Here is a 14,278-nt window from a genome sequence, read left to right as displayed (position 1 = left end):
CCCATTCACCTAACTGCCCATCAACTGCCGCTACAGGGCGGAACAAGCACACGTTGGTCGACATCGCTTCTGTACACATGCGACGGCTTCGAGCGCGCGGGGTCTTGTCGTGCAGCGATGTACCTCAAATATAATGTCTGAACGGCAACCATGAACGTCCGCCGTCGGGGCCTGCTGTGAGGATTTCTCCCACCAAGTCCGCGAACCGCAATGTCACCGGCAGCCCATCGGAGAACCCGGCGCTGTTGTAGTTGAGTTTGGTCAAGGCCATCAGGTCCTCGAGCACTATCTCTATTTTGGCACTGCCGCGACGGATCTTAACCGTCAACGGATTAGGCACCTCACGCCCAGGATAGGTCTCAAGCCGTGGCGTGTAGCCGGCGGTCCACAGGTAGGCGCTGTTGTCGTCGACGAGGATCGCAGTGCCCCGAAGAACAGGATTCTGGCCGAACCTAAACAGCTTGATCTCCTGCTGGCGCTTTATCTGCACACCAACCAAGTTGGTCTCAGTCGGAACCGTGCTGGTGAAGCCTTCCCATTCATCATCGCCAAATTCGATCTTACCGTGAATGAAGAGTTCCTTGGGATAGCGACCATGCATATCCTTGTAGCCTTCGACGATCATGCTCATCAGGTTGGCGGCCTGGTCGCGGTCTAGTTTAAAACTTTTGTTGCTCTCGGAATACCAGGGGCCGACAGCGCCCTTGAAGACTATCCCCTCACCGGTGTTAAGGAACATCTGAGCGCCGCAGCAGGCATTACCTTGCCCCTGCTCGCCTCGAGCTTTTTGAACACCAGGCCGACGTAGCAGACGCCTTCCCGCACATTCGCCAAGCGCCATGGCGTGCCACTAGACTTGTAAAATGAGGTCGAGCCGAGGTTCCAGGCCACCGAGGCAGGATCCTGCAGCGAGCGTCGGCGGACATCCGGATCGCGCAAAATTTCCAGAGTGGTCTCCCGAACCACTTGAATGACCTGCTTAGTGTCCAGGAGGCGGGCCTTGAGCTGGTTGTGGAAGTTGGCTTCGTATTCGAATGGCTTCGCCTCATCGTTGAACTCCTCGAACATCGTCGGCTGCTTAATGAGACGCAGGGCAGCAGCCTTCTTAATGCCGATGGGCGAGACAATCCGTTCATCCTTCGGCACGACCGATTGCGGTCGGCCATACTTGTAGACATCCTCTGGCACGATGGCGAACCACACCCTGGGCGACGCCTCCTCTTCCCGAAGGTGCTTTCGCAGTGCTTTCTCATAGATGTCGACAGTCTTGAATATGCGCTCATGAGGCATGCCCGTCCTGATCGCCGTTGCGATCTCGTCGGCATCGACCCTGCAATACCCATATGGTTGCTCCGGCCAGGAAGCATTGAAGGCTGCCTCAAAGCCGGGCCACATGTATTTATTGGCCTCCTTGCCTTTATCAGGCGAGGCGATAGTGCCATTGATGCTCTTGACCCAAAACTGATAGAGCCGAAGGCCTTCCTCGGTCGCGATGACGCCGACTTCCATCCGCTTCGGATTAAGATTCACCGATGGCGGCCCATAGAGGAAAAGACCGTCCTTCGGATGCGCAGCGGTCTGGCCGTGTGCGAAGACGAGCTCGGGCTCCTCAATGTGAACGACGCGCCATTGCTTCATGCTGCGTCCTCCTCATCGACGTCAATGGAATCAATATCATGGTCGTCGTCGGGATCGTCTAAAGGTTCCTCGGGGTCTTCGGGCAGATCGTGGAACTCGATGTCATTGACCAATCGCCTGACGCCTTCCACCTGCCAAAGTTTCCCACTGACCTCGAGCTGTTCAGGTCCATCGAGAGCTATGACGATCTCATCGTCACCATTGCTGAGGAAGGTGATGAATGCCTGCTGCAACTGGCGCCACTGCCTATTCCACCAGGTTTTGCAGAAACGACGACGAATTGCGCTGGTGCGCTTGGGATCGGTGATGAGCGTTCCGTTCTCGGAGAAGCAAATGTACGGCTTGAATCTGATGAAAGCCGGCGGCCCAATGTCGATGTTGACCATCATCGCCAGATGCCAATGCACTTTGTACTTCTCGCTCCTGCCTGTGATAGCCTTCCTGGCCTGTCCGCCATCGGGTTTGGTATACGAGACCTTGCCACCTTCGACGAGGTCCAGAGGGAAATAGAAGGCACTGCCGGACGAGCGTTCGAAGACCTTCAGCCCTTTGTCGGCAAGGAATCGCTCGACATGACGGCGAACGAGATTGCTGAGGATATTGCGGGCCTCACGCCACTCCGGGCCCGTCTCGCCGCGCTGAGGGCCCTGCAGGAAATCCTTGAGGTTGATCCGCTTGTCCAGCGACAGAGTGAACTGAGGCGGCATCTTCAATTGCAACTCGGTGATATCGGCGAATGAGATGATCAGTCTTGCGAACCGGACGTACGGGATACCGGTGCAGTCCATCGCGGCCTTGATCTCGGTGTTAGGTCCGTTGAATTCGTAGAAGCTAATCTGTTTCGGGAATTCCTGTATGGACAACAGGTTGGTCAGAAGCAGCTCGGAGCCAACCTCGACCTTCGGTATATCCCGGCTGGTTCGCTCCATCCAGAACGCCATGCGCTCATCGACATGCGCGGAATTAGTAGGGACGGATGCCTTCTCCAAGGTTTCGAGCAGCTTGGGCAACATACCGCCCCAACCAGAGGAAAAGTCGAGAGCGTTCAGCTGCAGGACTGGGATCGGAAAGTCGTTGAAGTCGACCTTGTCGATACGGACGGGGATAATGAATTCCGTATCCTTCAATTTCTTGCCCATGCCATCGGCGGCTGCCAATTCGTCACGGACGCCCTTCCGGTTAGGATTCACACTGGCGGTCGAAGCGACATAGATCACCTTCAGAGCTCTCTGACGGATCGCCTCTTCAATGTTCTTCCAAAATGGAGTGCCGCCCTTCAGCTCAAAGACGTCGGCCCAAACGTCGTAGCCCAGCCCTATCAGCCGGGCGCCCAGCCACTTGACGAAGTCATTGTCCTCTGGAGTCGCATGGGAGATGAACACCACCTCGCGAACAGGATCACTCATCGGCTTTCCTTCCTGGTCAGCGAATGCAGCACCTCCTTGACGGACGGTTCGTCGTCCTGTGCTTTGTAAGTCTGTTCTGGAAGCTGAATTGCCAACTCGCGATCACTGTAACAGATGACCAACTTGGAGACAGTTGTAACACCCATCCTGTGAGCATTCGAGATTATGGCCGGGAGCCCCAGCACTGTCCTGATGCCATTAGGACCCATTTCCAAATCTCTCCCGTCCGATGCTCGACCAATCTTATGCATGCGGAAATCGTGCTTCCACCAATGCGATCCCATTTTTTGGGTCCGCGCCTGAGCTGAGTAGTTCCTGACGCACCATTTTCGCGCAGTCCCCAAACTTTACGGTAGAAACGGCGATTGGTTACGGACACGCTATACGCGCGAATCAGAATACGATGAATGTCCAGCGCACGAAAGAACGTAACGTCTGAAACACACTCCAAATAGTCGAGCAAAAACTCATGAAGTCCGATTGGTGGCCAAAACTCCTTCAGTTCATTCCAAAAGAAGACCTCTGGGCTGAGGCCAAAGTGCCAGTCGCAAGATTGTTCACTATTGAGAACGAGCGTTACCATCCAGGAGAATTCCGAAGCTTCACTGCCTTGGTGCCCGCCGCTGATCTATCTGCAGTACTGTCCTTACCGCGCGGACTGGAGCACGAAGTATCTGCGAGCGGACCGAGGCCATGGGGTGGTGCAGCGCCCACCTATGATCCTTCATTCTGGGTTCGCGCGCACAATTTGCCGGCAAAGCGATATGAGCCTCTAATACTGTCTTGGCGCTCTAACGATCAGACAGTTCTGGTCCCAGATCCACGTTTCCTTATGACCTACGGGCTGGTGCCGCGAACTCTTAGCAAAGGCAAGATTGCCTTTGACGATCCACAGGCGCCCGCATTTGACGTCGTCGAGGTGGACCCGCCATCGGTGTGGGACTTCCCAAAAAGGACATCATCGTCGGCCAGGATCTCACGCGATCACCTCCAAGATTACCTGACGCTCCGGGGCATGGCTTTGTTCGAGGTGTTTTATGCCATCGTCACAGGAGAGCCCGACCAAGAAAGTTTAGATCAGCTTGGAGGCCGCGAAAACGTTGACTTTGAGTTCGATGATCGCACGGTCAATCTCATTCACTCCGTGGAGAGAGGAGCGCAATCCATTACAGCCCAGGTGTGGGGAGCGCGTTTCATAGCGGGGCCTAATGACCTCCCAATCACAGCGGATCCGTTAGAAACGACTGGGCTGGTCTGGCCTGGATATGCCGCCGCGATAAATTCCCGAGAGGCGACGCGCCTTGGCATCGCCGACTACATCTACGTCGATGATCGGGTCTTGGCGCCATATGAGGGAAAGAACGGATTCAGCATCAATCCTGAGACAGGCAGCGTGAGCTTCGGCAACCAGTGGAGCGTAGGCTTCTGCGACCGAGTGGGACGCAACACCATCAGATTGGAACTAAAGAAACTATACGAAGGCGCACCACCAACTGCCATCAGAAGTTGGCATGCCCATGTAGTGAACCCGACCCCAGCCATTCTTTCCCCAGCGGCGCGCAGTGATCGCAATATCGGTATGCGGGCGAAAGAACTTGTGCTGTCTTGGTCATCGATCGGCACGTCGTTGGGTGCTTTGGCAGGTTCGCTTGGTGCTGCCGATTGCAGTTCCACAAAGTTCGTCAAGCTCGATCGTGCCCAACTCGATTATTATGGCTGGTGCTCTCCATCGTCCGTGGAGCCGATAACCAGGCACGTCTCACTCGATATGGACCAGAGCGAATTTCTTCTGCGCTGCATCGCACTGAACAATTTGCTTACGGAAAGCCTCGGCGAGGCAGCATTCCGAATGGTTCTCAGCCGACTGAGAGTGCCCGAAAAAGATTACAAGGCGCTGAGAGGCCTGAAGCTGCTGAACGAGGTAGTCTCATTGGCGCAAGTGGCACGGGCGGCGGGGCTGTCACTGTCCCAAGATGCGGAACAGGTGAGGCGGGAACTCAAATCGAACGGTACTGACCCCGCTCGCCCCTTAGAAAACCTCTTTGCCCTATATGACCTAAGAATCGTTGGCTCACATACTAGCAGCGACCCCGCGCGAGAACTGGAAAACCGCTTGTCCCGATTTGGCATCGAACCCGGAGATTATGTCGGAGGCTTCGGCACTTCATTGGACCGCATATATGATGATCTAGCCCGCGAACTGGCGACAGTAGCGGATACATTGGCAGCTACATGCTGAGGAGAGAACGCTGGGCAGCTGTTCTTGTCCGGAACGCGCCCTCATGTCGGACGTGCCGCCAAAGTGGCTTAACAACTGAAAGCTGACGTTGGGTTGCTACGGTGTCAATTGGCGTCTCGAATCAAACGTCCGCATCGGCAGGGCTCTCAAAAAAATAAGTTCCGCTTCGTTCGAGAAGAAGCGGTCTGCCGAGGTTCGAACTGAACTGCTGTCAACGATCGAGAGCTTCGGAAACTTCAATCTCCGGGAAGCGCGTAGTCGTAAGGGCCTTCGTCGTACACGCTGTCATACTCTGATAAAGGGCTCGAATATAACGCGGCTCGGCTAACCCTGACATATTCGACGTTCACTATGTCTGCAGCGTTCGTGTCGAAAAGCACAAAATTCTTTCCCGATCCCATCGCGCTTGGATAGATGCATCCGTCATATCCGGCCTGCTGGATCATCAAAGCCAGGAGCTGTGTCGGCTTGTAGAGCACATCCTGCTCGTGCGGCATAACGGGCCGGGACATATCTTGTCCGAGACGGTACAGCAGGCCGGCCAGTTCTGATCTCCATTTTAGGAGTTCGACAAAGAACGGACTCTTGACCAACTGGCGCTGTACGAGGTCAACAAGGATCAATCGCCGGTTCGTAACCACAGTAGCAAGCGCTACCGCGGCCCCCTTCCACGGCCGCACCTCCGCAAGGGCGGTGGATTTATTGTGCGCCAAATAGAGGACCGGTCGATTCGCCTGATTGGCCCGTGCGGCCTTCACCTTTTCTGCCGGCGGCGCGCCAACCTCCGCAGCTGTAAATCGGCTGGTCCGAAGCCGGTCCTCGTGAATTCTAGCGCGATAGAGTGCCTGCCCCGGCTCAAGGATTATCGAGATATCTTCGAACGCAATCGCAAGCGAACCCGGCGGCTCGTCCGCAATCCGGGTATCGTCGGGGCCTTCGACAAGGCCCTTCGATAATTCTCCTTGCAGCGCCGAATAGGCGCGCTCATCCCACGCATCCTGCAATGACGAAGGCTGGCGGCAAAACAGCCCGCCGAAATCGGGGTAATCCAAACGCGACTTCCCCGACAAATCGGCCTGCAGAATCGATGTCAGTAGCTCTTGGGCTCGATCCAAGGATTGAATTTCGTCCGAAAATACTTCCCAGTCCTCGTCGAACAACATGCTTAAAAGTTCGCCGATCTCAAAGGCGTCAGGACCAGTGGCCTCAACATAAATATCGGCAACCTCCCGAAAGGGCGGCGCAAGCTTCTCCAGAGGGACCAGATACCCGCGCCGCCCGCACCACGGGCATGTGCCGCGATCGGTAGACTCGTCTCTCATCCATGCCCGAAGTGTCCGGCCCCGGAAACAGAGGTGGCATGCGACTGCGTCCTGCCCGTGCATTTCAATACCTGAAAGTTATCGTGTCTGACGGCAGTGTTCTCTAAACCTTACGATCCTCACCGCTTATGTCTACAGGCCTATCATTCTCCTGGAGACAAATACGCGGGCGGACAAACCAGGCCAGCACGATTTGCGATCCAAGATTGGCAAATTCTAGCGTTGACCAATGAGCCCCGAGCCTAAGGCCAATCCGCATAGCCCGAAGACAGCATGCTGTTTTCCGAGCCGGCCGAGGCGCGGGCGATTTCGCGGTAGCCGGCGGGGGAAAGGCCGGTCTTGCGCTTGAAGAAATGGCTGAAATAGGTCGGGTCGCGAAAGCCGAGGCTGTCGGAGATTTCCTGGATATTGCGGGCCGATCGCTCCAATCTGAGCTTCGCCTCCTGCACGACGCGCTCGTGCAGGAGCTGGATCGGCGAGCGGCCTAGCGCCCTTTGGCAGGTGGAATGCAGCCGGTCGGCCGTGACGCCGAGTTCCGCGGCATAATCGCTGATCGGCCGGTGCTGGCGGAAACCGGCCTCGACCAGTTGCCGATATCTCTGCAGGATCGATCCCACTTCGCCCTGCCCGCGCTGCTCGCCTCTTTCGCCATCGGAGCCGCGCCAAAGCGCCATCAGGATGAGCCTGATATAGGCGGATGCGACCATCCAGGAGGAGCGGGAGGGATCGCCCAGTTCCCGCACGAAGCCGGAAATCAGCGGGCTGATTTCAGTGACCGTCAAGGGATCCAATGCCTCGACCAGCTTGCGCTGTTCGGTGAAGATGCGCAGCGAATAGGATTCTACCTTGTCGCCGATCGCATCGACCATGATCTGCGGCGAGGCCCCGACCAGATGAGCCGCGGTTCCGGCTGATATCGACAGGTCGCATCGCGCCTGCGGCGGCAGGAAGGCAAGCAGCGGTCCGTGCAGCGGCCGATGTTCGCCATTGTCGAAATGAAGCTCCCCACTCCCCTCCCCGAGCAGAAGGAAATGGTGGAAATCGGCATACAGCCCTTTTTGAAAACGGATACGCCGGTGCGACAGCGACGGCCCGTGCCACTCGCCCCTGGCATAGTGATGAATCCCCCCGTCAGTCGCCAACGCTTCTCCTCCACTCACCACGTCAAACAATGCTGATATCACCGGATAATTACAATATTAACCCAATAAATCGCATTCCATCCGCACCAGATCGGCGTAACCTCTTCTTCACCAGCCTTTGGGAGGAGGCTCTTCAACAGATGCAGGAACCGTCAGGCGACCCTCGTGGCGCCGCGTCCGCTCGTTTTCTCCCATGGCAACAATGCAAGCGTCATCACGTGGAACCAACGCGTGGGGAATGGGTGAAACGGTGTTTTCGGCACAGCTGATGATCAACAACGAGGCGATGGATGCTTCCGAAGGGGCCACCTTCGAACGCGTCGATCCGTTGACCGGCGATGTCGCAACCATCGCCTCGGCAGGATCCATTGCCGATATGACGAGGGCAGCCAATGCGGCAGCAGCGGCCTTTCCGGACTGGTCGCAGACCGGCCCGGGCGAACGGCGCAGACTTCTGAATGCCGCAGCCGATATCCTCGAGGCCCGCACATCCGAACTCGTTGCCGCCATGACCGGCGAAACCGGCGCCACCGCGCAATGGGCGGCGATCAATTGCGGCCTTGGCGCCGATATTCTTCGCGAGGCGGCGGCGATGACCACGCAAATATCAGGCGAGCTCATTCCTTCCGGCATTCCGGGAAGCCTCGCCATGGCGGTCCGCCAACCGGCCGGCGTCTGCGTCGGCATTGCCCCCTGGAATGCACCTATTATCCTCGGCACCCGCGCCGTTGCCATGCCGCTTGCCTGCGGCAACACGATCATCCTGAAGGCGTCCGAACTCTGCCCGAAGACCCACGGCCTGATCGGCGACGTCCTTCGTGACGCCGGCTTTCCGCGCGGCGTCGTCAATGTCGTTTCCAATGCGCCGAGCGATGCCGCCGCTGTCGTCGACGCCCTGATCGCCCATCCTGCCGTCCGCCGCATCAACTTCACCGGCTCCACGCGTGTCGGCAGGATCATCGCCGAATCCGCGGCAAGGCATCTCAAGCGCTGCCTGCTCGAGCTCGGCGGCAAGGCGCCGTTCATCGTCCTTGCCGACGCCGATATCGACGAGGCCGTGCGTGCGGCCGCCTTCGGCGCCTTCATGAACCAGGGCCAGATCTGCATGTCGACCGAGCGGATCATCCTGATGGACGAGATCGCCGACGGCTTCGTCGGCAAGTTCCGGACGAAGGCCGCAACCCTCGTCTCCGGCAATCCCAGGGACGGCAACACGCCGCTCGGCACGCTGATCAACACTGAGGCCGTCCGCCGCGTCCGGTCGCTCGTCGATGATGCCCTGCAGAAGGGCGCTGTTCTCGTCTGCGGCGGCCAGGCCAACGGCACGCTGATGGACGCGACCGTCATCGATCACGTGACGCCAGCCATGCGCATCTATCGCGAGGAGAGCTTTGGACCGGTCGCGGCGATCGTCCGGGTCGGCAGCGTCGACGAGGCCGTGACGGTTGCCAACGACAACGAATACGGGCTGTCGGCCGCCGTTTTCGGCGCCGACGTCAATGCGGCGCTTGCCGTCGCCATGCGGCTTGAATCCGGCATCTGCCACATCAACGAGGCGACAGTTTCCGACGAGCCGCAAATGCCATTCGGCGGCGTCAAATCAAGCGGCTACGGCCGCTTCGGCGGCAAGGCGGCGATCGATGAATTCACCGAGCTCAGATGGATCACCATGGCCTCGGGAAAGCGGCACTACCCGATCTGAATTGAGATCGGCGGAATGAACACAGGGAACGGGCTTGGAGGCCCACATCAAGAGGGAGGAATGACTTCATGAACGGCATTTTCCGCAGCGGAAAATTCAACGCGGCATCGCTGAGCCGCCGCTCTTTCATCGCATCGACCGTGGCGGGCGGCGCGGCGCTGGCGCTTTCCGGCCGCACGGCCTTCGCTCAAAGCAGCGATACGCTGAAGGTCGGCTTCATCAGCCCGCGCACCGGCCCTCTCGGCGGCTTCGGCGAAACGGACGGCTATGTGCTGGAACTGGCGCGCAAGGCGCTGGCGAACGGCCTGCAGGCGGGCGGCAAGACCTGGAAGGTTGAGATTCTCGACCAGGATACCCAATCCGATCCCTCGCGCGCCGGCCAGCTGGCGAAGGACCTGATCAACAATCAGTCGATCGACCTGATGCTTGTCGTCTCGACGCCCGAAACCATCAATCCGGTGGCCGATGCCTGCGAAGCGGCGGGCATTCCCTGCCTCTCGACGGTCATGCCCTGGGAAGCCTGGTATTTCGGCCGGGGCGCCAAGCCCGGGGCGCCCTCGCCGTTCAAGTGGACCTATCATTTCGGCTTCGGCGTCGAAGAATTCCACAAAGCCTATGTTTCGCAGTGGAACTTGATCGAGACCAACAAGAAGGTCGGCGTCATGTATCCCAACGACGCCGACGGCAATGCGATCCGCACCCATCTGGCGCCTGCGCTCGCCAAGGAGGGCTTCACCATCGTCGATCCCGGCGCCTATGAAACCGGAACCACCGATTTTACCGCACAAATCGCCCTCTTCAGGCAAGAGGGCGTGGAGATCTTCAATTCGTTCCCGATCCCGCCCGACTTCGCCGCCTTCTGGCGTCAGGCCGCGCAGCAGGGTCTCACCCAGCAGATCAAGATCTGCCAGATCGCCAAGACGGGCCTGTTTCCCTCCGACATCGAGGCGCTTGGCGACCTCGGCCTGAACATCGGCAGCGCCGCCTACTGGCACAAGGCTTTCCCCTACAAATCGACGCTGACGGGTGTCTCCGGAACCGAACTCGCCGACGGCTATGAGACGGCAAGCGGCAAGCAGTGGACGCAGCAGCTCGGCGCCAGCCTTGCGCTTCTCGACGCGGGCTTCGATGCGCTGAAAGCCAGCGCCGACGTCAAGAGCAAGGAGGCGGTCGCCAAGGCGCTCAGCACGCTGAACACCACGACGATCGCCGGCAAGGTCGACTTCACCAGCGGTCCCGTCGCCAACGTTTCTCCCGGGCCGATCATCGGCACGCAATGGGTGAAAGCGCCGGAGGGCTCGAAATTCGCGCTCGACTATGTCGTCACCGAAAATGCCACCGACCCCAATGTCCCGGTCGGCGCCAAGCTCACCGCTTACAATGGATAACCAAGTGCAGCGACAGGAAGCGCAAAGACGGCCGGGGGGAGCCTTTCTCTCGGCCAAGGGGATCCACAAGCGGTTCGGCGCGCTCGTGGTCTTGGAGAATCTGGATTTTTCCATGGGCGATGGCGAGGCGGTCGGCATTGTCGGGCCGAACGGCGCGGGCAAGACGACCCTGCTCAGCGTGCTCGCCGGCGCATTTCCGCCGAATGAGGGAAGCATTACCTTCGATGGCGCCGACGTCACGAACCGGACGGCGGCGGAACGCTGCCGCTCCGGGCTCGTCCGGACCCATCAGATTCCCAAACCCTTCAGCGGCATGACGACCTTCGAAAATGTTTTCGTCGCCGCATCACACGGCAGTGCCGCCAGCCGCGACGAGGCCTATGAGCGCGTGGTGGATTCGCTTTCGCTCTGCGGCATGCTGGGCGTAGCCAACCGCCCCGCCGATACGCTTGGCCTCTTGGATCGCAAACGGCTGGAGCTTGCCCGAGCGCTTGCCACGCAGCCGAGGCTATTGCTGCTCGACGAGATCGGCGGGGGCCTGACCGATGGCGAAGCGAGCGAGCTTGTCGAAACCATCCTCGAATTGCGCCGCCGGGGCATCGGCATCGTCTGGATCGAGCATATCGTTCATATCCTCCTGCAGGTGGCGGAGCGGCTGATCTGCATGGACGCCGGCAGGATCATCGCAGATGGCGAACCAAAAATGGTCATGAGCAATGCGGAGGTGGTCAAGGCCTATCTCGGAGGGACACCCGCATGAGCCTTCTCTCCATCCGCGACCTCGACGTCCGCCACGGCCTGCTCCAGGCGGTACGAGGCGTCAGTTTCGATCTTGCCAAGGGCGAGGTACTGGCGCTGGTCGGCGCAAATGGCGCGGGCAAGACGACGCTGCTGCGATCGATCGCCGGCGCCCATCTGCCATCCTCCGGCCGCGTCCTTCTTAACGACGAAGATCTGGCCGCCGTCCCCTCCCACAAGCGGATCGCCAAGGGCATCGCCCTGGTGCCGGAAGGCCGGCGCCTGTTTTCACAGATGACGGTGGAGGAAAACCTGCTACTCGGAAAGACCTGCGGCCGCAGGGGCGATTGGAGCATCGATCGTGTCCTCGACGCCTTTCCGAACCTGAAACCCCGCCGTCACGCCAAAACAGGACACCTCTCGGGCGGGGAACAGCAGGCGACCGCGATCGGCCGGGCGCTGATGAGCAATCCCGATATTCTTCTCCTGGACGAGGTCTCGCTCGGGCTTTCGCCTCTGGTCGTCGATCGCGTCTACGCCCAGCTGCAGGTACTGCTCACGTCGGGAACGACCATCGTGCTCGTCGAGCAGGATCTCGCCCGCGCCATGAGCGTGGCAAGCCGTGTCATCTGCATGCTGGAAGGACGCATCGTCCTCGACAGGCCGGCGGCGGCCGTCACGCGCGAGCACGTCACCCAGGCCTATTTCGGATTGCACCGGGCAACCGGCGAAAGGAGCGCATCGTGATCAACACCCTGCTGCAGGGCATCCTGCTGGGCGGTTACTACGCCGTTATCGCCTGCGGCCTGTCCTTCATGTTCTCCGTCATGCGGATCATCAATCTCGCGCATGGCAGCCTGGCGGTCGCAGCCGCTTACGGACTGTGGCTGCTCGCCGCCAAAGCCGGCATTCCACCTTTCGCCGGCCTGCTGATCGTGCTGCCCATCATGGCGGCCGCCGGCTGGCTGTTGCAGCGCTTCATTCTGGAGCGCAGCGCCCGCGGCGGCACGCTCCTGCCGATCCTGACGACCTTCGGCCTGTCGATCGTCATCGACAACCTGCTGTTCGAGCAGTTCGGCGCCGACACCCGTTCGCTCGCGCCGTTCATCGGCAACCTGTCCTATGCCTCCTGGCAACTGCCGGGCCACATCTTCGTCGGCAAGCTTGCCGTCATGATGATGGTGACGGCAGTCGTCGTTCTCGGCGCGCTGCAGTTCTTCCTCAGCCGCTTTGCTCTTGGTCGCGCGATCCGCGCCACGGCGGAAGATCCCGATACGGCAGGACTGGTCGGCATCGACGCCCGCAGGGTCAACGCCGTCGCCACCGCGATCACCATGGTCACGGTCGGCATCGCCGGTGCTTTTCTCGGGATGCGGGCAACCTTCAGCCCCTATGCCGGCGGCCCGCAGCTTCTCTTCGCCTTCGAGGCGGCCGTCATCGGCGGAGCGGGATCGCTATGGGGAACCCTTGCCGGCGGCATCGTTCTCGGTCTTGCCCAATCGCTCGGCGCGCAATTGCATCCGCAAGGCTTCCTGATCGGCGGCCATGCCGTGTTCCTGCTGGTGCTTTTCGTCAGGCTATCCCGGTTCGGCATGCCGGTTCTCGACAAACTTGCCGCCTCCCTGCGCACCCGTCTCCGGAGCCCGACATGAGCCCTAACGCGACCCTTGCCTCCAAAGGAATATCGATAGAGCGCTGGACGAAAGCGTCGCGAGTGGCGCTCGGCTCCATGGCCGCGGTGCTCGCCCTGCTGATGTTTGCCCCCGCTGTCCTTGGCGCCGGCGCGATCGACCGCATGACGGCCCTGTTCATCTACGTGATCCTTGCCGCCATGTGGAATGCGCTTGCCGGTTTCGGTGGGCTCGTCTCGGTCGGCCAGCAGGTGTTCTTCGGTCTCGGCGCCTATTTCACCATCCGGCTTGCGGATGCGGGGCTCAATCCTTTCGTCGCGCTCTTTGCCGCCGCGATCGTGACCGGCGCGCTGTCGATCCCGCTTTCGCTGTTCATGCTGCGCCTGAAGGGCGGCGAGTTCGCAATCGGCATGTGGGTCATCGCCGAACTCGCCCATCTGCTCGTCAATCTCGACCGGCTGATCCAGGGGGAAACGGGAACCTCGCTGATCTCGCTGAATGTCTATGACGGCAACACGCGGCGGGCGACGATCTACTGGCTCGCCTTGACGGCCATGGCCGCCCTGCTCGGCGCGCTCTTCATCCTGATGCGCAGCCGCGCAGGTGCTGCGATGCAGGCGATCCGCGACAATGAGGAGGCGGCAACCTCGGTCGGCGTGCGGGTGATCGCGACGAAGAGGCTGCTCTTCGTGCTCGCCGCCTTCGGCATTGCGGTCGCCGGAGGCCTATGGCTGGCGACCGCCACGACCTTCCAGCCGAAGACCTATTTCAGCGTTCAATGGACGGCCTACATGATCTTCATGGTGCTGGTCGGCGGGATCGGCAAATTCGAAGGCGCGATCCTTGGCGCCATCCTGTTCTTCGTGATCGAGACCGTCTTCGGCTCAGCCGGCGTCTGGTACCTGATCGGCCTCGGCGCCACCGCCCTGATTTTCTCGCTCTACCTGCCGCGCGGCCTTTGGGGCGAAATCGAGCGCCGTTTCGATTTTCAACTTCTGCCCGTCGGCTACCGGCTGAAATTGCCCGGTCCGCATAAAATCAAATGGGAAGAATGAGTCGGCTTATTTCCGGA

Annotated in this window: 12 protein-coding genes; 7 read left to right on the top strand and 5 right to left on the bottom strand. The window is 59.8% G+C overall.

Translation table 11 applies throughout. The features are described 5' to 3' along the window. Nucleotides 1-124: 124 nt before the first annotated feature. From RLCC275e_RS34400 to RLCC275e_RS26900, 3 genes are read right to left on the bottom strand one after another with little or no spacing between them, the layout of a single operon-like run. Nucleotides 125-739 carry an argonaute/piwi family protein gene (locus tag RLCC275e_RS34400; protein ID WP_245495384.1) on the bottom strand — a complete coding sequence of 205 codons (615 nt, stop codon included), beginning with the start codon at nt 737-739 and terminating at the stop codon, nt 125-127. Beyond that, nucleotides 712-1,638: an argonaute/piwi family protein gene (locus RLCC275e_RS34395; protein ID WP_245495385.1), complete on the bottom strand. Its 927-nt coding sequence runs from the start codon at nt 1,636-1,638 to the stop codon at nt 712-714. Before RLCC275e_RS34395 ends, RLCC275e_RS34400 begins: the two co-directional genes overlap by 28 nt. After that, nucleotides 1,635-3,044 (bottom strand): toll/interleukin-1 receptor domain-containing protein, encoded by a 1,410-nt coding sequence (locus tag RLCC275e_RS26900; protein ID WP_050516847.1) that lies wholly within the window; start codon nt 3,042-3,044, stop codon nt 1,635-1,637. Before RLCC275e_RS26900 ends, RLCC275e_RS34395 begins: the two co-directional genes overlap by 4 nt. 469 nt (nt 3,045-3,513) lie before the next feature. Between RLCC275e_RS26900 and RLCC275e_RS26895 the strand changes: the two genes are divergently transcribed. Next, entirely contained in the window at nt 3,514-5,283 is a 1,770-nt protein-coding gene (locus RLCC275e_RS26895) for a hypothetical protein (protein ID WP_130708019.1), read from the top strand. Nucleotides 5,284-5,519: 236 nt separating this feature from the next. On the opposite strand, the gene RLCC275e_RS26890 is transcribed toward RLCC275e_RS26895, so the two are convergent. Together RLCC275e_RS26890 and RLCC275e_RS26885 are read right to left on the bottom strand one after the other, a co-directional pair. After that, nucleotides 5,520-6,605, bottom strand: coding sequence for an RES family NAD+ phosphorylase (locus tag RLCC275e_RS26890; RefSeq protein ID WP_165418939.1), 1,086 nt, complete (start codon nt 6,603-6,605; stop codon nt 5,520-5,522). A 242-nt stretch (nt 6,606-6,847) separates the two neighbouring features. Then, nucleotides 6,848-7,747: a helix-turn-helix transcriptional regulator gene (locus RLCC275e_RS26885; RefSeq protein ID WP_033183446.1), complete on the bottom strand. Its 900-nt coding sequence runs from the start codon at nt 7,745-7,747 to the stop codon at nt 6,848-6,850. Nucleotides 7,748-7,985: 238 nt separating this feature from the next. Here RLCC275e_RS26885 and RLCC275e_RS26880 point away from each other — a divergent pair, with 238 nt between their 5' ends. The 6 genes from RLCC275e_RS26880 (at nt 7,986) to RLCC275e_RS26855 (ending at nt 14,261) form a co-directional block, all read left to right on the top strand. Further along, nucleotides 7,986-9,449, top strand: a complete 1,464-nt coding sequence (locus RLCC275e_RS26880) for an aldehyde dehydrogenase (RefSeq protein WP_033183447.1) — start codon at nt 7,986-7,988, stop codon at nt 9,447-9,449. Nucleotides 9,450-9,517: 68 nt separating this feature from the next. After that, nucleotides 9,518-10,837 carry an ABC transporter substrate-binding protein gene (locus RLCC275e_RS26875; protein ID WP_130708020.1) on the top strand — a complete coding sequence of 440 codons (1,320 nt, stop codon included), beginning with the start codon at nt 9,518-9,520 and terminating at the stop codon, nt 10,835-10,837. Next, nucleotides 10,830-11,597: an ABC transporter ATP-binding protein gene (locus tag RLCC275e_RS26870; RefSeq protein WP_033183449.1), complete on the top strand. Its 768-nt coding sequence runs from the start codon at nt 10,830-10,832 to the stop codon at nt 11,595-11,597. Before RLCC275e_RS26875 ends, RLCC275e_RS26870 begins: the two co-directional genes overlap by 8 nt. Further along, nucleotides 11,594-12,322 carry an ABC transporter ATP-binding protein gene (locus RLCC275e_RS26865; protein ID WP_033183450.1) on the top strand — a complete coding sequence of 243 codons (729 nt, stop codon included), beginning with the start codon at nt 11,594-11,596 and terminating at the stop codon, nt 12,320-12,322. Before RLCC275e_RS26870 ends, RLCC275e_RS26865 begins: the two co-directional genes overlap by 4 nt. Next, nucleotides 12,319-13,227 (top strand): branched-chain amino acid ABC transporter permease, encoded by a 909-nt coding sequence (locus RLCC275e_RS26860; protein WP_033183451.1) that lies wholly within the window; start codon nt 12,319-12,321, stop codon nt 13,225-13,227. The genes RLCC275e_RS26865 and RLCC275e_RS26860 overlap by 4 nt, the downstream gene beginning before the upstream one ends. After that, nucleotides 13,224-14,261: a branched-chain amino acid ABC transporter permease gene (locus RLCC275e_RS26855; protein WP_033183452.1), complete on the top strand. Its 1,038-nt coding sequence runs from the start codon at nt 13,224-13,226 to the stop codon at nt 14,259-14,261. The genes RLCC275e_RS26860 and RLCC275e_RS26855 overlap by 4 nt, the downstream gene beginning before the upstream one ends. Nucleotides 14,262-14,278: the final 17 nt, after the last annotated feature.

This window comes from Rhizobium brockwellii (genome assembly GCF_000769405.2).
GTDB lineage: Bacteria > Pseudomonadota > Alphaproteobacteria > Rhizobiales > Rhizobiaceae > Rhizobium > Rhizobium brockwellii.
This window is presented reverse-complemented; position numbering and strand designations above follow the sequence as displayed.

Coding starts and splice junctions, on each gene's coding strand:
- RLCC275e_RS34400 (WP_245495384.1), bottom strand. CDS start 739: ATGTTCCTTAACACCGGTGAGGGGATAGTCTTCAAGGGCGCTGTCGGC.
- RLCC275e_RS34395 (WP_245495385.1), bottom strand. CDS start 1,638: ATGAAGCAATGGCGCGTCGTTCACATTGAGGAGCCCGAGCTCGTCTTC.
- RLCC275e_RS26900 (WP_050516847.1), bottom strand. CDS start 3,044: ATGAGTGATCCTGTTCGCGAGGTGGTGTTCATCTCCCATGCGACTCCA.
- RLCC275e_RS26895 (WP_130708019.1), top strand. CDS start 3,514: ATGAAGTCCGATTGGTGGCCAAAACTCCTTCAGTTCATTCCAAAAGAA.
- RLCC275e_RS26890 (WP_165418939.1), bottom strand. CDS start 6,605: ATGAGAGACGAGTCTACCGATCGCGGCACATGCCCGTGGTGCGGGCGG.
- RLCC275e_RS26880 (WP_033183447.1), top strand. CDS start 7,986: ATGGGTGAAACGGTGTTTTCGGCACAGCTGATGATCAACAACGAGGCG.
- RLCC275e_RS26875 (WP_130708020.1), top strand. CDS start 9,518: ATGAACGGCATTTTCCGCAGCGGAAAATTCAACGCGGCATCGCTGAGC.
- RLCC275e_RS26870 (WP_033183449.1), top strand. CDS start 10,830: ATGGATAACCAAGTGCAGCGACAGGAAGCGCAAAGACGGCCGGGGGGA.
- RLCC275e_RS26865 (WP_033183450.1), top strand. CDS start 11,594: ATGAGCCTTCTCTCCATCCGCGACCTCGACGTCCGCCACGGCCTGCTC.
- RLCC275e_RS26855 (WP_033183452.1), top strand. CDS start 13,224: ATGAGCCCTAACGCGACCCTTGCCTCCAAAGGAATATCGATAGAGCGC.